General features: G+C 66.1%; 14 protein-coding genes, 1 tRNA gene and 3 pseudogenes. 7 read left to right on the forward strand and 11 right to left on the reverse strand.

All coding sequences use genetic code 11. The features are described 5' to 3' along the window. Positions 1 to 9 precede the first annotated feature (9 nt). From waaC to OR16_RS25350, 3 genes are all read left to right on the forward strand, one after another. On the forward strand, positions 10 to 1,047 hold the full coding sequence (gene waaC / locus OR16_RS25340; RefSeq protein ID WP_006161088.1) for a lipopolysaccharide heptosyltransferase I: 1,038 nt from the start codon (positions 10 to 12) through the stop codon (positions 1,045 to 1,047). Continuing rightward, a complete protein-coding gene (gene waaA, locus OR16_RS25345) occupies positions 1,047 to 2,360 on the forward strand; it encodes a lipid IV(A) 3-deoxy-D-manno-octulosonic acid transferase (RefSeq protein ID WP_006161090.1) in 1,314 nt (437 codons plus the stop codon). Before waaC ends, waaA begins: the two co-directional genes overlap by 1 nt. A gap of 198 nt (positions 2,361 to 2,558) precedes the next feature. Continuing rightward, positions 2,559 to 3,395 (forward strand): META and DUF4377 domain-containing protein, encoded by an 837-nt coding sequence (locus OR16_RS25350; protein WP_043421035.1) that lies wholly within the window; start codon positions 2,559 to 2,561, stop codon positions 3,393 to 3,395. Between the two features lie 94 nt (positions 3,396 to 3,489). Here OR16_RS25350 and OR16_RS25355 read toward each other — a convergent pair whose 3' ends face one another. From OR16_RS25355 to OR16_RS25380, 6 genes are all read right to left on the reverse strand, one after another. Further along, on the reverse strand, positions 3,490 to 4,977 hold the full coding sequence (locus tag OR16_RS25355; protein ID WP_006161093.1) for a TolC family outer membrane protein: 1,488 nt from the start codon (positions 4,975 to 4,977) through the stop codon (positions 3,490 to 3,492). Positions 4,978 to 5,139: 162 nt separating this feature from the next. After that, positions 5,140 to 5,463, reverse strand: a complete 324-nt coding sequence (locus OR16_RS25360; RefSeq protein WP_006161094.1) for a rhodanese-like domain-containing protein — start codon at positions 5,461 to 5,463, stop codon at positions 5,140 to 5,142. A 14-nt stretch (positions 5,464 to 5,477) separates the two neighbouring features. Then, a complete protein-coding gene (locus OR16_RS25365; RefSeq protein ID WP_006161095.1) occupies positions 5,478 to 5,897 on the reverse strand; it encodes a protein-L-isoaspartate O-methyltransferase family protein in 420 nt (139 codons plus the stop codon). A gap of 197 nt (positions 5,898 to 6,094) precedes the next feature. Then, positions 6,095 to 9,301, reverse strand: a complete 3,207-nt coding sequence (locus OR16_RS25370; RefSeq protein ID WP_006161096.1) for an efflux RND transporter permease subunit — start codon at positions 9,299 to 9,301, stop codon at positions 6,095 to 6,097. Positions 9,302 to 9,311: 10 nt separating this feature from the next. Continuing rightward, complete coding sequence (locus OR16_RS25375) at positions 9,312 to 10,436, reverse strand: efflux RND transporter periplasmic adaptor subunit (protein WP_006161097.1); 1,125 nt, start codon at positions 10,434 to 10,436, stop codon at positions 9,312 to 9,314. After that, a complete protein-coding gene (locus tag OR16_RS25380) occupies positions 10,433 to 11,218 on the reverse strand; it encodes a TetR/AcrR family transcriptional regulator (protein WP_006161098.1) in 786 nt (261 codons plus the stop codon). The genes OR16_RS25375 and OR16_RS25380 overlap by 4 nt, the downstream gene beginning before the upstream one ends. Before the next feature lie 167 nt (positions 11,219 to 11,385). On the opposite strand from OR16_RS25380, the gene OR16_RS43675 reads away from it, so the two are divergent. From OR16_RS43675 to OR16_RS25395, 3 genes and pseudogenes are all read left to right on the forward strand, one after another. Further along, positions 11,386 to 11,670 (forward strand): YkgJ family cysteine cluster protein, encoded by a 285-nt coding sequence (locus OR16_RS43675; protein ID WP_043421038.1) that lies wholly within the window; start codon positions 11,386 to 11,388, stop codon positions 11,668 to 11,670. A gap of 19 nt (positions 11,671 to 11,689) precedes the next feature. Beyond that, positions 11,690 to 12,248: pseudogene (locus OR16_RS25390) on the forward strand (DUF1439 domain-containing protein). 209 nt (positions 12,249 to 12,457) lie between these two features. After that, a pseudogene (locus OR16_RS25395) lies at positions 12,458 to 13,150 on the forward strand (undecaprenyl-diphosphate phosphatase); the annotation flags it as partial. 98 nt (positions 13,151 to 13,248) lie between these two features. On the opposite strand, the gene trmB reads toward OR16_RS25395, so the two are convergent. The 4 genes from trmB to OR16_RS25415 form a co-directional block, all read right to left on the reverse strand. Next, positions 13,249 to 14,016, reverse strand: coding sequence for a tRNA (guanosine(46)-N7)-methyltransferase TrmB (gene trmB, locus OR16_RS25400; RefSeq protein WP_006161102.1), 768 nt, complete (start codon positions 14,014 to 14,016; stop codon positions 13,249 to 13,251). A gap of 76 nt (positions 14,017 to 14,092) precedes the next feature. Beyond that, a tRNA-Gly gene (locus OR16_RS25405) sits at positions 14,093 to 14,167 on the reverse strand. A gap of 96 nt (positions 14,168 to 14,263) precedes the next feature. Continuing rightward, positions 14,264 to 15,511, reverse strand: coding sequence for an O-antigen ligase family protein (locus OR16_RS25410; protein WP_043421041.1), 1,248 nt, complete (start codon positions 15,509 to 15,511; stop codon positions 14,264 to 14,266). A gap of 351 nt (positions 15,512 to 15,862) precedes the next feature. Then, positions 15,863 to 16,798, reverse strand: coding sequence for an aldose epimerase (locus OR16_RS25415; protein ID WP_043421043.1), 936 nt, complete (start codon positions 16,796 to 16,798; stop codon positions 15,863 to 15,865). A 258-nt stretch (positions 16,799 to 17,056) separates the two neighbouring features. On the opposite strand from OR16_RS25415, the gene OR16_RS25420 reads away from it, so the two are divergent. Then, on the forward strand, positions 17,057 to 17,542 hold the full coding sequence (locus OR16_RS25420; protein WP_006161105.1) for a cupin domain-containing protein: 486 nt from the start codon (positions 17,057 to 17,059) through the stop codon (positions 17,540 to 17,542). A 37-nt stretch (positions 17,543 to 17,579) separates the two neighbouring features. Here OR16_RS25420 and phaZ read toward each other — a convergent pair. Further along, positions 17,580 to 18,291, reverse strand: a pseudogene (gene phaZ / locus OR16_RS25425) (polyhydroxyalkanoate depolymerase); the annotation flags it as partial.

Below are 18,291 nucleotides of genomic sequence, written 5' to 3' on the forward strand. Positions count from 1 at the left end.
ACGGGAACAATGGGCAAATCCTTGACCCCGCATGCGCTGCCCGCGCGCCCGCGCATCCTGGTGGTCAAGGTCTCGTCGCTAGGCGACGTGGTGCATAACATGCCGCTGGTGCACGACCTGCGCGCGCGCTGGCCGGGTTGCGAGATCGACTGGGTGGTCGAGGAGGGCTATGTCGAGCTCGTACGCTTGCTGCCCGAAGTGCGGCGGGTGATTCCGTTCGCGCTGCGGCGCTGGCGCAAGCGTTTCTACCAGGCCGCTAGCTGGCGCGAGATCGGTGCGTTCAAGCGCGCCCTGCGAGAGGACGCCTACGACGCCGTGATCGAGACGCAGGGCCTGCTCAAGACCGCCGTGGTGGCACGCGTGGCCAACCGCCGCGAGGGCGCGCCGGTGATCGGGCTGGCCAATGCCACGCAAGGCTCCGGCTATGAGCCGGCCGCGCGGCTGTTCTATACCGCGCCGGTGACCGTACCCCGCCAGACGCATTCGGTGCGGCGCTCGCGCCTGCTGGGCGCGGCCCTGACGGGTGGCACGCCACCGGAGCCGCCCCAATTCTTCGGCCCCGGCGCGCGCACGCTGCATGTCGGCGACCCCCTGTGGGCTGGCCTGCCAACGCGCTACGCAGTGTGCTTTCACGCCACCGCCGGCGCGAAGAAGAAGTGGCCGCTGGCCAGTTGGCACGACCTCGGCCGCCGGTTGGTGGCCGAGGGCCTGACCATGTTGCTGCCTTGGGGCAACGACGCGGAACGGCGCGCGGCGCAGGAGATCGCTGCCGGCGTCCCGCAGGCGCAGGTGCTGCCGCGCTTCACGGTCATGCAGGGATTCGGCCTGATTAATCGCGCCGAAGTGGTGATCGGTGTCGATACGGGTTTGGTCCATATCGCCGCGGCCCTGTGCCGGCCCACTGTGGAGATTTACACGGCGACGTGGCGCTGGAAGACCGAGGGCTACTGGTCGGACCGCATCGCCAATGTGGGCGATGACGGCATCGTGCCGTCTGTCGATGAAGTCTACGCCGCCGCCCGGCGCGTGCGCGGGCAGGGGAATTGATGCTGCGCGTTCTGTATAACCTGCTTTGGCTGCTGGCGCTGCCGGTCGCGCTGCTGCGCCTGGTGTGGCGCGCCCGCAAGGAGCCCGGCTACGTGCAGCACGTGGGCGAGCGCCTTGGCGCCTACGGCGCCCTGCCGTCGGCCGGTCCCTGGCTGTGGGTCCATGCCGTCTCGGTGGGCGAGACCCGCGCCGCCCAGCCGTTGATCGACGCGCTGCTGGCGCGGTATCCAACCCATCGCCTCCTGCTCACGCATATGACGCCCACCGGGCGGCAGACCGGCGCGCAGCTGTATGGCGCCGAGCCGCGCGTGTTGCAGTGCTACCTGCCGTACGACCTGTCGTGGCTGGTGCAACGCTTCCTGCGGTATTTTCGCCCGGACGCGGGCATGCTGATGGAAACAGAGGTGTGGCCCAACCTTGTGCGCGGTGCTCGCGTGGCTGGCGTGCCGCTGCTGCTGGTCAATGCCCGGTTGTCGCCGCGCAGCTTCCGGCGCACCGCGCGCTTTGGCGGCGCCGCCACCGCGATGTATCGCGACTTCACCGCGGTGCTGGCGCAGACCCAGGGCGATGCCGAGCGCTTTCGCGCCCTTGGGCTGCCTTTGGTGCAGGTGACCGGCAACCTGAAATTCGATATGCAGCTGCCCGAAGATGGGCTGCGGCGCGGCCGTTTGCTGCGCCAGGGGTTTGGCTCGCGCGCGGTGTTTGCCGCCACCAGCACGCGCGACGGCGAGGAGGCATTGTTGCTGGAAGCGTTCGCGCGTTGGCAGGCGCTTGGCGCCGATGTGCCGCGCCCGGCGATGCTGCTGGTGCCGCGCCATCCGCAGCGCTTCGATGAAGTGGCGGCGATGGTCACGCGTGCCGGATTCACGCTGCAGCGGCGCAGCGCGCTCGGTGACGCCGCCGCGTGGGACCAGGCAGGCCTGCCCGAGCCGGTCTCGGCGGACGTGCTGCTGGGCGACTCCATGGGCGAGATGGCGATGTACTTCGCCGCCGCGGATATCGCCTTTATCGGCGGCAGCCTGCTGCCACTGGGCGGGCAGAACCTGATCGAGGCCTGCGCCGCGAGCACGCCCGTCCTGATCGGGCCGCACACCTTCAACTTTGCGCAAGCCACTGAGGATGCCATCGCTGCCGGCGCCTGCCAGCGCGTGTCGGATGCGGATGCGCTGATGCGCGCGGCGGCAACCGTATTGGGCGACGCGCCCGGTCTCGCCGCCATGCGGGGCAATGCGCGCGAGTTCGCGGTGCTTCACCGGGGTGCCACGGCGCGCACGATGGCTGCGCTGCGGCAGGTGCTCGGCGGCGCGAACTAGGCGGTTCTGTCTTGCCGCGACGCCGCTTTTCGCTGCCGCATGCGGCAGCTTGTAGGCCGCCGCCCGATGTTCCTCTTGCCCGGGCGGTTGTTAAACTATCTCGCGCGAGGGCCAGGCTCGCGGCCCCACCGGGCCTGCGAGCTACCGCCGGGCGGTGCGGGCCGATCAGGCCGCGCGGCCCCTATCAGGAGCTTCCAGATGCAGAAAATGATTCGTCTTTCACCCGCAGCGTTGACCGCGCGTGCCGCCGCTGCCGTACTGCTTGCCGCCGCCCTGGGCGCCTGTGCCACATCGCCCGCGCCGGACTCACCCGGCGCCGGCGTCAGCCTGAACCAGGCCCAGACCGGCGGCCCCAGCCGCTGGGAGCTGGTGCGCTGGCAGCAGGCCGATGGCACGCTGAAGTCCATTCCGCATGGCGACAATGGCGAGCCGATCATCTTTGAGTTCAATGGCGGGATCGATTCCGCGCAAGGCACGGTGAGCGGATACAGCGGATGCAATCGCTTTACCGGTGGCTATGGCAAGACGGCAACGGGCATGCGCTTCGATCGGGTGGCGGGAACCCGCATGGCTTGCGCGGCGCCGCGCGGGGAACTGGAGAGCGCGCTGCTCAAGGCGATGCAGTCGCCGTTCACCACCGTGGGTACGCAGCCGTCGGCCGGGTCAACGGGCCGCCAGATCATCTGGAAGACCGCTGACGGGGATTTGCTGCAATTCATCGAGCGGGAGGGGGTGGGCCAGCGCGGCGCGAAGCTGGATGCGCAGGCGGCCGCCGGTGGCGTGGAGAAGACGGTGTACGTGGATTCGCAGCGGGTGGAGTGCTCGGGCGTGGCCCGGCAGACCTGCTATCGCGTGCGCGAGAACCCGGGCGCGCCGTGGACGCTCTGGTATGGGCCGATCGAGGGGCTGGATTTCGAGCCGGGCGTGGCATACACCCTGCGGGTGCGCGAGACGCGGGTGGAGAACCCGCCGATGGATGCTTCCGCGATCCGCTGGCAGTTGTTGAACGTGGAGTCTCGCACCCGGGCGAATTGAGCTTCACTGAGCCAGTAAGCAAAACGCCGCGGTCGATGCCGCGGCGTTTGCATTTTGAGCGGATGGCGACTGCCGCCAGGCGCCCGGCAACGCATCAGCTGCGCGGCGCGGGCGCTCCGGTAATGGCTTCCCGGCGCGTGGCAGCGCGCTTTGCCGGTGGCGTGCCGGCTGGCGATGCCGTGCCAAGCTTGACCTTCTCCGGCAGCTTGTACATTGAGCCCGGGGTCGAGGTCAGCAGTGTGTTGATCTGCACCACGTCGTCTTCGGTCAGCGCGCCGGTAGCGGCCTTCAGGCGCAGCCCGTTCATGATGGTGTCGTAGCGCGCCTTGGCCAGGTCGCGGCGGGTGGAGAACAACTGCGCTTCGGCGTTCAACACGTCGATGTTGATGCGCACGCCGACTTCGTAGCCGAGCTGGTTGGATTCCACCGCGCTCTGTGCGGAATGCTCGGCGGCTTCCAGAGCCTTGACCTGGGCGAGCCCGTTGGACACACCCGAGTAGGTTTGGCGCGCGTTCTGGGCTGCGGTACGGCGGGCAAACTCGAGGTCACTGGCGGCCTTGTCGGCCAGCGCGGCGGTTTCGCGCACGCGCGACTGGATCTGGCCACCGGCGTAGATCGGCACATTCAGCTGCACACCGATCTGGGCGCTGTTGTAGCGGCTGGAGATATTGACCTGCTGCGCGGCGTTGCCGGTGGCGTTGACGAAGCCGTACGAGGCAACCAGGTCGACCGAGGGGAGGTGCCCGGAACGCGCCTTGTTGTACTCGCGCTGGGCGGTGTCGAGGTTGTAGCGCGCCAGGCCCACCTGCGGGTTGGTGTTCTCGGCCTGGCTCGCCCAGGTGTTCACATCGGGCGGTTGCGGGCCCGGCAGCGTGGCGGCGGTGCGCAATCCGAGCAGCTCGTCGACCGGCTTGCTGGTGATCTGCTGCAGGTTGGCGCGTCGGATTTCGAGGTCGCTCTGCGCCGCGATCTCGGTCGAGGCGGCGAGGTCGTAGCGGGCCTGCGCGTCGTTGGCGTCGGTGATGGTGGCGGTGCCGACCTCGAAGTTGCGCTTGGCCTGCGCCAGTTGCTCGCCGATGGCTTTTTTCTGCGCGCCGGCCAGGTAGAGGTTGTCCTGCGCGGCCAGCACGTCGAAGTAGGCCTGCGAAGTGCGGGTGATCAGGTCGAGCTGCGCCTGGCTGAAGGTCACCTCGCCAGCCAGCGCGGCCAGTTCGCCCTGCTTGTAGGTTTCCCAGCGATCCCAGCGAAACAGTGGCTGGATCAGTTGCAGCGACCAGTTGTTGTTGTTGATAAAGCGGTCAGATACCAAGGGCACCGTCTGGTCGACATTGGTGCGCGTGGCGTTTAGCGTGCCGCTGATCTGTGGCAGCAAACCGGAGCGTCCCTGCGGCAGCTTTTCCTGGCTGGCCACCAATTGCGCGCGCGCGCTGGCGAATTGCGCATCGTTGGCCTGTGCGTCGCGATAGACCTGGAGCAGGTCGGCGCCATGCGCGGCCGGCAGGTGCAGCAGCGCAAGCAGTGAGCCCGTCAGTGCCAGGCGCGTCTTGGGCACGCCCCGCGCAGGGAAAAGCGCAAACCTCATGACATCTCCAGTCTGCCGGGCACCGGGCGCGCGGCTTACGTTTCTAACGATCAGCGTTCAAGGGAATTGGCGCCGCGGGAAGCCGGCGCCTTGGAATTGATGCTCTTGGTGCGGTGGTGCTGGTGCTGGTGGTGCGGTGGTGCTGGTCGTGCTGTCGTGCGTTCAGTACTTCGGCATGGCCGGGTCGACCTGCTCGGCCCACGCGTGGACGCCGCCCGTCAGGTTATAGACCTTGGCAAAGCCTTGGCGCTCGAGGAAGCTTGCCACCTGCATGCTGCGCGCGCCATGATGGCAAATGCAGACGATGTCGGCTTCCTCGTCGAGTTCGCCGGCGCGTGCCGGGATCTGGCCCATCGGGATATGGGTGATGCCGGGCATGGCGCAGGTCTGCACTTCCCAGCCTTCGCGCACGTCGAGCAATACCGGCTGCGCCCGGCTGGCGTCCGCCATCCATTGCATCAGTTCGGGGGCGTTGATTACCTGCATGTCTTGTTTCCCGCTCAGAATTGGAAGCGCGATGGCTGCTCGGCGCCGATCAGCGGCGTGATGGCAGTCTCGAACAGGTTGACCGTCTTGTACTCGGTCTCGCTGACGCGCGTGATGAGTTGCGCTTCCATGGCCGGCAGCGCGCCGACGATGGCGGCGATGCGCCCGCCTACCTTGACTTGCGACAGGATGGATGCGGGCACGCACGGCAGTGCGCCGGAGATGCAGATCACGTCGTAGGGGGCGCTGGCGGCCCAGCCGGTGGCGGCATTGCCTTCGGTTTCCATGTCGACGAAGGCCAGCGCAGCGTAGGCCTGCGGCACGAACTGTTCCCGCTTGACCACCGCCAGCAGGTCCAGGATTTCCTGATCCAGCACATCCCAGGGGCGGATTTGCTGTTCGATCATATTGAATCGGGCTTTCTCGAGATCCATCTTGCCATTCCTTCCAATGCCAACCGCTAATCAGTTCAGAGTTCCGGCCGCGCGGTGCCAGGGGCCGGGGAAATCCGTCAAACCTGATATTTTAACCCCGCGCCAAGGCAGTTGCCCAAGCGCTTCGCCCAAGGTGTGGCCTCCATGCCGCAGTCCGGCCATGGCTGCGGCATTCCGGGCTTTCGGGCGGGGTTGCTTCATTCCGCGCTCGCTGGCTTGTGCGCGGGCGTGTCACCGGCCGCGGGCGCCGTGGCGCACGCCGCATTGGCTTGCTTGCCGCGCCACAGGCGGGCCAGCCACGCGCTGAAGTCGTCGAGGTACGTATAGATCACAGGCACTACCACCAGCGTCAGGATCGACGAGGTGATGATCCCGCCAATCACCGTCTGGCCCATCGGCGCGCGCTGCTCGGCGCCCTCGCCCAGGCTGAAGGCGAGCGGCACCATGCCGAAGATCATCGCCAGCGTGGTCATCAGGATCGGTCGCAGCCGCACCCGCGCGGCGGCGACCAGCGCGGCCTCGCGCGACATCGGCGGCTGGCCGTCGGCGCCACGCCTGGCCTGGTTGGCGAAGTCCACCAGCAGGATCGCGTTCTTGGTCACCAGCCCCATCAGCATGATGAAGCCGATGATGGAGAACATGTTCAGCGTGGAGCGGAACAGCAGCAGCGCCGCGAACACGCCTACCAGCGTGAGCGGCAGCGAGGTCATGATGGCGATCGGCTGGAAGAAGCTGGCGAACTGCGAGGCCAGGATCATGTAGATGAAGATCACCGCCAGCGCCAGCGCCGACACCGCGAAGCCGAACGATTCGTTCATCGACTTGGTGGAGCCGCCGAAGCGGTACTTGTAGCCCGCCGGCCAGTTCATGCCATCGAGCGCCGCCTTGACCTCGCGTGCCACCTCGCCCTGCGAGCGCCCGGCCGTATTGGCGGTCAGCTCGACCTCGCGGGAGAGGTCGCGCCGGCTGATCTGGTTGGCGCCGGTGGTGGGCACCAGCTCGGCGATCTGGCGCAGGGGCACCATGCGCGGCGAGCCGTCGGCATTGTTCTGGTTGCTGGCGATCATGAGTGCGCTCAGGTCCGCCATGCCGGTGCGGGCGTCCTTGGGCAGGCGCACGCGCACGTCGTAGTTCTGGTCGTCGGGGGCGCGCCAGGAGCTGATGGCGTCGCCGGCCAGCAGCGGGCGCAGCGCATTGCCAATCTGCACGATGCCCACGCCCAGGTCGGACGCCAGCTCGCGGCGGATGCGCACTTCCACCGTGGGGCGGTCGTCCTTCATGCTGGAGTCGAGGTCGGTCAGGCCGCGCACGGCGGCCATGCGTCGGCTGGCTTCGAGCGACAGGCGCCGCAGCGTTTCCAGGTCGTCGCCCTGGATCGACACCTGCAGTGCCTTCTGCCCGCCGGCGCCATCCGGCATGCCGACCATGGTCAGCGTGATGCCGGCGATGCTGGCCATGCGCTCGCGGATCATCGGGTTGAGTTGCGTGGTGGTGAGCTTGCGCGCGCGGCGCTCGGTCAGGCGCACCGAGACCAGCGCGTTGTTGCGCCCGGAGGTGTTGCCGGAGTTGATGGTAGCGTAGGTGTAGGCCACTTCGGGGAAGGCCTTGAGCGCGGCCTCCACCTGCCTGACCTTGGCCTCGGTGACGGCGAGCGACGTGCCTACCGGCGTGGTGAAGCCCACTTGCGTTTCGCCCAGGTCGGCGGCCGGCACGAACTCCGTGCCGATCAGCGGCACCAGTGCGAAGCTGCCGAAGAACGTCACCGCCGCGATGATAGCCGTGGCCAGCCGGTGCTTGAGCGCCCAGCCCAGCATCGACCCATAGCCGTGGCCCAGCGCATCCATGCGCGCCGAGAACCAGTCCAGCATGCGGCCCACGGTGCGGCCGTACAGGCTCTTCTTGTTGCCGGTGCCGTGCAGGTCCGGATCATGCCAGACCGAGGACAGCATCGGGTCCAGCGTGAAGGAGACGAACATGGAGATCAGCACCGCCGCTACCACCGTCACGCCGAACTGGTGGAAGAAGCGGCCGATGATGCCGCCCATGAAGCCGACCGGCAGGAACACCGCCACGATGGAGAAGGTGGTGGCCAGTACCGCCAGCCCGATCTCGTTGGTGCCGTCCAGCGCCGCCGTGCGGTGGTCCTTGCCCATCAGGTTGTGGCGCACGATGTTCTCGCGCACCACGATTGCATCGTCGATCAACAGGCCCACGCACAGCGACAGCGCCATCAGCGTGATCACGTTGAGCGTGAAGCCGAACATGTACATCACGCCGAACGTGCCGATCAATGCAATCGGCAGGGTCAGCCCGGTGATGACCGTGCTGCGCCAGGAGCCGAGGAACAGAAAGACGATGGCAACCGTCAGGAAGGCGCCTTCGAGCAGGGTGGAGCGGACTTCCTTGACACTGCTGCGGATGCCGCGCGCGGCGTCGTTGACCACGGTGAGCTGCACGCCCGCGGGCACCAGCTTGCGCACCTCGTCGGTCATCTTGATCAGGCCGTCGACGGTGTCGACCGTGTTCTGTCCCTGTGCCTTCACCACCGCCAGGAACAGCGCGCGCTTGCCGTCCAGCATGGCCAGGCTTTCCTGTTCTTCCTCGCCGTCGCGCACGTCGGCGACCTGCTCCAGCGTAACCGGCTGGCCCGCGCGGCGCGCCACGATGATGTGACGGAACGCATCGGGCGTGATGACGCGCCCCTTGATCTGCACCACCGTTTCGGTGGAGGTGGAGCGTAGCTCGCCCGCGGGCAGTTCCTGGTTCTCGTTGCGGATGGCATCCATCACCTGGTTCACGCCGATGCCGAGCGCCTCCAGCTGTGCCGGGCGGATGCGGATCTCCACCTCGCGCTTGGTGCCGCCAACGAGGCTGATGGCGCCCACGCCGCGCACGGTTTCCAGCCGCTTGCGCACGATCTGGTCGGCGACGGTGGTCAGCTCGCGCTGCGTGCGCTGCGCACCTGGCGCGTTCGACACGGACAGGTAGAACACCGGCGCGTCCGACGGGTCGTAGCGCAGCACGCGCGGGTCTTTCACCTCGTCGCGGAACTGCGGGCGGATCAGCGCGATCTTGTCGCGCACATCCTGCGCGGCCTGGCCGACATCGACGGACAGATCGAACTTGATCACCACCACCGAGGTGCCCTGGTAGGAGTGCGAGAAGATCTCGTCGATGCCGGAGATGGTGTTGACGATTTCCTCGATCTTGCGGGTGACGTCGGACTCCACCGATTCCGGCGCGGCGCCGGGGTACTCGGTCTGCACCACGACGATGGGAAAGGTGATGTCCGGGAACTGGTCAACCGGCAGGCGCTGGTAGGAGAACAGGCCGATCACGATGAAGGCCATCATCATCATGGTGGCCAGCACCGGGTTTTGGATCGACAGGCGGGTGAACCACATGGGGGGGCTCCTACGCCTTGACCAGCTTGACGCGGCTGCCCGCGCGCAGGGTGCCGAGGTTGTTGCGCACCACCTTGGCACCGGCAGCCAGGCCGCCGGCGATCTCCACCAGCCCGCTCGCATCGTCGCGGATGCCCAGCTTGACCTGGCGTTCCGCCAGCACGTTGTTCTCCACGCTGTAGACGAAGGCGCGCTCGCCATCGTTGCGTACCGCCGTGGCCGGCACGGCCACCACGCCGGCATGGTGGCCGAGCACCAGCGCGCCCTGGGCGAACATGCCCGCGCGCAGGCGCGCCTCGCCGTTGTCCAGCCGCACATAGACCATGATGCTGCGCGTGCCCTGGCTTACCGCCGGGTTGATGCGCACCAGCTTGCCCTCGAAGCGGCCGCTGCCTTCCACGTCGAGCTGCACGGCTTGGCCGATGGCAACGCGAGCCACATCCGCCATGGGGATCGGCGCCTCGAGTTCCAGCGCACGCAGGTCGACCACGTCGATCAGGCGCGTGTCGGGCGAGACTTTCTCGCCCGGCTGCACCGCGCGCGCGGCCACCAGGCCATCCAGCGGCGATTTGACGATGGTGTCGGCGAGCGCTTTCTGCGCAACTTCAAGGCCGCCTTGGGCGGCATCGAGATTGGCGTGCGCCACGTCCAGGTTGCTCTGGAAGTTGTCGAAGGCGGTCTTGGAAATAAAGCCCTTGGCCACCAGCTCGCGGTTGCGCTCGAAGGTCTGCTTCGAATTCTCGTACTGGCCACGGGCCGCCAGCATCTGCCCGCGCGCCTGCGCCACCTTGGCCTGGTACTCGGTCGCATCGATGCGCACGATGACCTGGCCGGCGCGCACGGCTTCGCCCTCGCGCACCAGCACCTGCTGCACCTCGCCCGAGACCTTGGCCTTGACCGAGGCCTGGTTGAGCGCCCGCAGCCCGCCCGACAGCGGCAGCGACACGCGCAAGTCTTGCGTGGCGGCATCGACCAGGTCGGATTGCAGGAATTCCACCAGGTCGGGCGCCGCGGCAACCGGGGCCGTGCCGGGCTTGCCATTGCCAGCCTTGCGCACGGCGGCTGCGGCGCTCAGCACGGCAATCACCGCGACGGTGGCGATCGCGGCGATCAAGATCTTCTTGCGTCGGGTCATGCAGTCTCCGGCGGCTGCGCAGGGATCTCCCGCGCGGCCTGCTGCCCCTGCGCTTGCGCCAGGGCTTCTTGTTGTATCTGTTCCCAGACGTAGGGGCCGACCTTCGGTGGCAGTGGCGTATCGCGCGCGGTGCCGGTGGTCAGGCCGAACAGCAACATCTGGAGCAGGTTGTCGAGGAACGCCTCGGGGTCGATCTCGATGCGTGACGACGCGCTGAACGCACGCTGCCACAGCATCAGGAACATCAGCGGCGCGCAGATCAGCGTTGTGGTCGGGTTGGGCGGCATGTCTCGCAGCTCGCCACGCGCCACGCCGCGCCTGAGCACGCGCGCGAACAACTCATCCCCCGGCAACACCACTTCTTCATGGTAGAACTGGGCAATGTCAGGAAAATGGCTGGATTCGGCCATGATCAGCTTGGTCAGGCCCGCTACCGGCGTCGCCCCGACCAGGCCCCACCAGCCGCGCAGCAATTCCCTGAGCAACTCCGGCGTCGAGCCCTGGTAGCTCTCCACCAGGTCGATGCCCCTGGTCAGGGTTGGTACCAGGTTCTCGCGTACCACGGTCTTGAACAGCTCTTCCTTATTAGAGAAGTACAAATAAACGGTGCCCTTGGACACGCCAGCCGCAGCTGCCACATCTTCAAGCCGGGTGGCCGCATAGCCGCGCTCAACGAAGAGATCGAGTGCGGCCGCCACCAGTTCCTGTGGGCGCGCTGCCTTGCGGCGCGCCCAGCGTTTGGTGTTCGCGGATTCCTGATTCTGGCCTGGAGGATTTTTCACTGGGGCGTTGCGCACCTCTGCGGGGCGCGCTCCGCATGATTCGCAAATAAATAACTCTTGGGTCAGTAATGTAGTGGAGCGGAATCAGGCGGTCAAGCGCGGGGAGGGCCGCACGGCTTGGGGCACAATATGGGCTGCCGGGCGTCGTCCGCGCCTGAACCTTTGCCATGTCCTACCAGTCTGAACTTTCCTGCCGGCCCGATTGTGGCGCTTGTTGCACCGCGCCCTCCATTACCTCGCCGATTCCCGGCATGCCCGGCGGCAAGCCGGCCGGCGTACCCTGCGCGCAGTTGCTGCCCGACCGGCGCTGCGCGATTTTTGGCGAACCCACGCGGCCGGCGTTTTGCGCCGGACTCAAGCCCTCTGCCGACATGTGCGGCGAAACCCGCGGGCATGCGCTGGCCTGGCTGACACAGCTCGAAGTCGCCACCGCGCCTGGCCGCGCCGCCTGAACCCGCAAGGAACAAACCGATGGTCATGATCACTCGCCGGCGCTGGCTGGCCAAGCGGCGCCGCCGCGCTGGCCGGGGCACTGGCCGGTTGCGGCATGATGGGCAACGACTACACCTTCTCGCAGAGCCAGCTGCAATCGGCCCTGGAGCGCAAGTTTCCGTTCAACAAGCGCTATATGGAGCTGTTCGACATCCAGCTCGCCAACCCGCAGCTCACGCTGGACCCCAGCCGTAACCGCGTCAACGTGCAGTTCGATGCCACAGTGAACAACCGCCTGTTCTTCGGCGAGCCGTTGACCGGCCGCTTCGCGCTGGACAGTGGACTGCGCTACGACCCGGCCAGCCGCGCGGTGGTGCTGCAGGATCCGCAGGTCCAGCAGTTCGACGTCAAAGGCCTGCCGCCTCAATTCACGCGTCAGCTCAATGCGCTCGGCGGCATCCTCGCGGAGCAGTTGCTGCAAGGCTACCCGCTCCATACGTTCCGTCCCGACGAATTGCGCCTCGCCGGCGCCAGTGTCGAACCCGGTACAATCACCGTTTTGCCCAACGGGATCAACGTCAAGATCAATCGGCCTTGATGACGCGCCGCGCGCAGGCATGTGCGCGGCGCAGCCACTCCAGTGTCATGGTCATGGTGGATAGTCGTGATTCCTGGCGCCCGGTGCGTGGCTGATGGCATCGGGCTGACGGTTGCACGTTTCCTTTTTGCTCGCCTGTCCTTGGCTTTTCCTTCGCTCCTCCATTCAGCATCCCACTTATTCCAATCAGCATGGATATTGCCCTTGCCCGCCACCGCATCGTCACCGTGGTGGGTGGGCTGGCCACCGATGAGAAGGCCCGGCGCTTTGCCATCAATGTGGTCGTGGCCACAGTGCCGGCGATCGTGCTGGCGCTGGTATTCGGAAAGTGGATCAAAGCTCACTTGTTCAACCCGGTCACCGTGGCCACCGCGTTTATCATCGGCGGTGTGGTGATCTTGTGGGCCGAATGGCGGGAAAGCCATCGCGGCCAGGTATCCCACCCGCAAGGCAACGCGCTGCTGGAGGCCGCCAAGGCCGGCGCGCCGCGGATCGAGTCGGTCGACGACCTGAACTGGCGCGATGCGATCAAGGTCGGGCTGGCGCAGTGCTTCGCGCTGATCCCGGGCACCTCGCGCTCCGGCGCCACCATCATCGGCGGCATGCTGTTTGGGCTCTCGCGCCAGGTGGCTACCGAGTTCTCCTTCTTCCTGGCGATCCCGGTGATCTTCGGCGCCACCGTGTATGAGTTGTACAAGTCGCGCGCGCTGCTGTCCGCGGACGACCTGGGCATCTTCGGCATCGGCTTCGTCTTCGCCTTCCTGTCCGCCTTCCTGTGCGTGCGCTGGCTGCTGCGCTTCGTCGCCACGCATGACTTCAAGCCATTTGCCTGGTACCGGATCATCTTCGGCGTTGTTGTGCTGGCGACCGCGTACTCGGGGCTGATCGCCTGGCATGCCTGAAAGCGCTAGCGGCAGATAGCGCTGGCAACCGTCGCCGGAATAAAAAAGCGTGGCTCCAGGCCACGCTTTTTTCATGGTGCGCCGGTTACGGCGCGGCCTCAGGCCCGCTTGCGGAACACCACGTCCCACACGCCATGGCCAAGCCGCACGCCGCGGCGCTCGAACTTGGTCACCGGTCGGTAGTCAGGCCGCGGGGCGAAGCCGCCGGCGGCGTCCGAGGTGTTGGCCAGGGCGGTCTCGCCCGACAGCACTTCCACCATCTGGTGAGCATATTCTTCCCAGTCGGTCGCGCAGTGCAGGTAGCCGCCCGGCTTGAGGCGGTTGGCCAGCAGCTTGACCAGCGGCGGCTGCACCAGGCGCCGCTTGTTATGGCGTTTCTTGTGCCACGGGTCCGGGAAGAAGATATGCACGCCGTCCAGGCAGGATTCCGTCAGCATGTGCGCGATCACCTCCACGGCGTCGTGCGGCATGATCCGCACATTGCCGATCTCGCGCTCGCCCAGTAACTTGAGCAGGGCGCCCACGCCGGGCTCATGCACCTCGCAGCCCAGGAAGTTGTCCTGGGGGCGCAGTTGCGCGATATGCGCGGTGGTCTCGCCCATGCCGAACCCGATTTCGAGGATCGCCGGCGCGACGCGGCCAAACGTGGCCTCCCAGTCGAGCGGCTGCGGTGCGTAGGGCAGGATAAAGCGCGGGCCCAGGTCATCGATGGCACGCTGCTGGCCGGTGGAGGTACGTCCGGCGCGGCGCACGAAGGAACGGATGCGGCGCGGATGCGCCACGTCGCTGCCGTCGGCGGCCTTGGCGGGCGCATTGTCAGCGTCGTCGGCTGGCGTCGGGTCGGAACTGGGGTCTTGGGGGAGCATGGCAACAAAAAAGCCGCCGGGCGAATCCTGATCGGGCATGCGACCAGTGGCGAAGGCGGCTCGTCTCAATCTGAGGTGGAGCGGGCGATGGGAATCGAACCCACGTCTTTAGCTTGGGAAGCTAAGGTAATGGCCATTATACGACGCCCGCTAAGGCTTGCTGGACGCGGATTCTAGCATGGTTTCCGATGCCTTTCATATTTCCGCGTCCGGCCGTTGATTGCTAAGTCGTTTGAACAGTGCTTCCTCAGACATTTGCCTTGGCGGCGCGGGGAAGCTTTGCTTGCACCCCGGCTAGACCAAGCAACAGCCCAATAATGCCGGCGTAGAAGACGATGTTCGCCTGATGCGCCATCGTCACTTGCGTCAGGCCGCTGATCAAACTTGCCATCACGACGCCAAGCCCAGCCCCACTGAGGCTGACACCAAGCGCGTTGTCATTGTTGCAGCATGCGCGCAACGTCCGCAGAAACAGGACTGCAGGAATAAGGAATATACCCAGCAGCGCGAGCATGCCGGGTAGGCCGGTGGTTGCGGCAGCCTCCACCACGTCGTTGTGTGCGTGCTCCAGATTGCATGCTGTGGACTTGGTGCTCTTGCAGAAGTCAGATGCATGCAGGATTCGGGCAAACTGCCCCACGCCTACGCCCATCCAAGGGTGCATGGTGATCGACCTTGCCGCGATTCTCCATACCTCCAGACGCGCGCCGACGGATGTTTCCGCATCCCCTTTCTCGAACTGCCCGACCTCGTTGCGCACCTGATCAATTTTCTGCGCTACGGGACCGCCAGGAATCAGATAGGCGCCAACACCCAACGTTGCAAAGAGTGCTATCGCAGCAAAGAACCTTGCAGCGCTCAGTCCTCGGTATCGGACAAAGAGCAGCGGAAGCGCGGTGAGAAGCATGGCGAGCGTCGCCCCTCGTGTCCCGTTTAAGAACAGAATCATCGCTGCAAGCACAAGGTTCACCCAGGCCAACGCGTGCACGCGACGACTGGTGCCCGGTCGAGCAAAGCCGACTAAACCAAGCGCGGCAACCATGTTGGCGAACGCAATGGCCTGTGTCCACCCGGACGGTCGTTCCTCGCCTAGCGTGTAGTGCTGAATGGCGACGATTGCGAGACTAGCTACCAGTGCGATGGTGATCCCACGCCAGATTGCAGTGGGATCCGGGACCGTGCGCATGACCACGACACAGGCCAGTAAGGCAAGTAGAATCCTTGACGGGTTGTCGATAACGTTCCACGGCACGCCGAAGTACAGCTTTGATCCCAGGTAGACGACCATCAGGGCCAGAATGGCCAGGCTCAAGGGATTGAGCAGATCACGGTATGTCCCCCAGGTCTTGGCCATTCGGTGGCCGCCGCATAACGCTAGCACTACCACCGCGGCCAGAAAAATCCCTGAACCACGTGGCACACAGAGAAGAAGAATTGGAAATGCCAGAACCAGGGCGCTGGCAAAGGTAGCCAGCTTCGTTGCTCGAAACGTCATAAATTCTGCTTGACTCTCAATAGCGGCGGAACCCCCGTCGCGACCGCGCGATTATAGTGGATGGCATCGCAGGTGGTCCCAGGGGGCCGGGGCTGCGAGCCACAGGTCGAGCCGCCGCGCCAAGCTTCAGGATTTAGGATGCAGGCCACCAAGTTCTGATAGACAAAACGCCCGGCGCCTAGAGGGCATCTACCGCGAACGGGGCCAGCATCGAGGATCGCGTCGGGAAATGGCTTGTCCACTGTCCGGCGCGGCTCCCGCGTGACCGAGCCGCACTCTGCCGAAGCGTCTCTGAGTGACGTAGGCGTTATGTTTATCCCTGATCGGGAGAACTCGATAGTGCGCTTGCCTCTATGACTCCAGCCGCAGCCGGCAGACCGCCGCTTCTTCCTGGCCAGGCGCAAGCCAGCGCAACCCGGTGCCGTGATGAATGGCGTTGGGCAGGCCGAGCCAGGGTTCCGCGCAGTAGAAGTCGGAGTCGGCGCGCTCCGACCAAGTGGTGACGGCGAACCACGGCGCGCTGCCCGGCGTATCCAACTCGATCACCAGCTTGCGCCCACGCGGGGCGGTGGCATCGGGTGGCGTGGCCAGCGTGCAATGGCGCGGCGCTGGAGCCTGAGCCTGCAGTACGTGAAAGGTGTCTTGCAGCCGTGGGTCGTCGAGCCGATAGGCTTCGGCCCCCTTGCCGTTCGCCTCCAGCGAGCCGTCGGGGCGCTGGCGCATCAGCTCCGCGGCCGGCATGGCCAGCGTGGAAGCGGTGCGCACCCGATGCGCGAGCGGGAAATAGAAGTGATGGCCAGCGTAGTAAGGCAGGGCCTGCACGCCGGCATTGCGCGTGCGTAACGTGGCCTCAAGGCCGTCGCCAAGCAGGCGGTAGGTGACTTCAAACAGGAAATCGAAGGGGTAGGCCGCGCGCGTTGCGTCGGACGCTTGCAGCGTCATGGTCAGGCTGCGTCCCGGCTCGTGGTGCGTGACGTCGAAGGGTAGGTCGCGCGCGAAGCCGTGGGCCGGCATTGCCCGCACCGTGCCGCCGGCGTCCTTCCATGCGCCGGGTACGCCGTCGACGAAGTGCCTGGCAATAAAGGGGAACAGGAGCGGGTTGCCGCCGCGCACGCGGGCCAGTTGGGACCAGTTGGCGGCTTCCGGCCAGTAAAGGATATCTTCGCCCCGATGCACCCAGCGCACCAGGCGGGCGCCGAACTGCGGCGCGAGCAGCAGGAAACTGGTGTCGTCGCCGACCCGGATCAGTTCCTGGCCTTGGAAATGCATAGAATTAAGAGGAGGCATGCAGGCTGCGGCGGGAGTGGGCATCGCTGCATGATAGCCGCCAACGTGCCGTGCCGCGGCACCGGCGCGGTGCCGGGCTGCGCCCCTGAGGGGTGCAGGCCCATTGGGAGACGCGTCAGGCGTGTGCCTTTTGCAGCGATCGGTGCGCCACATTTGGACCGGTTCTTGCCGCTTTTGGCGCTGCCCTGGGCAGGCAGGCCGCTGGCGTGAATGTTGCGTCGCAGCGCAGAGCGTTTCCCCTAGCGAAAGGAGCTTGTCATGGCCGAGTCCCTCAGCAAGTCCACCGCGTCCGCCGGCGATGCCGCCACGGATGCCTCTCCCACGAAGTTCTCCCACGTGCGCCCGCAAGACACTGCCTTCGTTGACCAGGGTTTGCGCGATTTCTTCCTGTATCGCGACCTGGGCATCGCCGAGGCCACCGGCGGCAAGCTGCTGGTGCAGCTGGTCAAGGCCAACCAGCCGCCCGAGCAAGGCACCGGCTGGCACCGGCACGAGGCGCAGTTCCATGTGGTGCTGATGCTCAAGGGCTGGGCGCGCTTCATGTATGAGGACAAGGAGACGCTGGTGGCGACCGGAGATTGCGTGCACCAGCGCCCCGGCATCACGCATTTCCTGTTCGACTACTCGCCGGACATGGAGTACCTGGAAATCGTGGGACCAGCGGATTTTGGCACCGTCGGCGTCGAGGGCCCATGCGCGGTGCCGGCGGTGACGCCGTGGCCGGCGGACCGCGACGCCGCTTAAGCCGCAAGGCCGCACCGCGCCCCTCGCGCGTTCAATCTCACGCGTTCATATGGACGGCGTTGCGCACTAGCGGATAAACCTGCGAATCCCAGCGCTTGCCGTTGAACACGCCGTAGTGACCGACGCCGGTTTGCACGTGGTGCATGCGCATATACGGCCGCAGGCTGCCGCACAGTTCCTGCGCTGCCATGGTTTGTCCGATGGCGCAGATATCGTCGCGCTCACCCTCCACGGTGAGTAGCGCCGTGCGATGGATCGCGTGCGGGTTCACGCGGCGGCCGCCGACATCCAGCAGGCCCTGTGCCAGCAGGAACTCCTGGAACACCATGCTCACGGTCTCGAGATAGAACTCGGCGGTCAGGTCCATGGTGGCGAAGTATTCCTCGTAGAACACCTGGATCGCATCCGCGCGATCATGCTGGCCGCTGGCGCGCAGGTCATAGAGGTCACGGAAAGCCTGCTGATGGCGCTCGCTGTTCATGCTCATGAAGGCGATCAGCTGCATGAAGCCGGGATAGACACGGCGCATCGCGCCGGCAAAGCGCAATGGTACATAGCTGGTGAGCGAGCGCTCGAACCATTCGATGGGCTGGCTCGTGGCAAGTTCGTTGACCTTGGTCGGGTTGATACGCGCGTCGATGGGTCCAGCCATCAGGATCAGGCTCGGCGGCTGCGCCGGATCGTTATCCTCCGCCATCAACGCCACGGCGCCAGCGCGGCCACAGTGGGCTGGCATACCGCCATCAGGT

The sequence above is a fragment of the Cupriavidus basilensis OR16 genome, from assembly GCF_000243095.1.
GTDB classification, from domain to species: Bacteria; Pseudomonadota; Gammaproteobacteria; order Burkholderiales; family Burkholderiaceae; genus Cupriavidus; species Cupriavidus basilensis_D.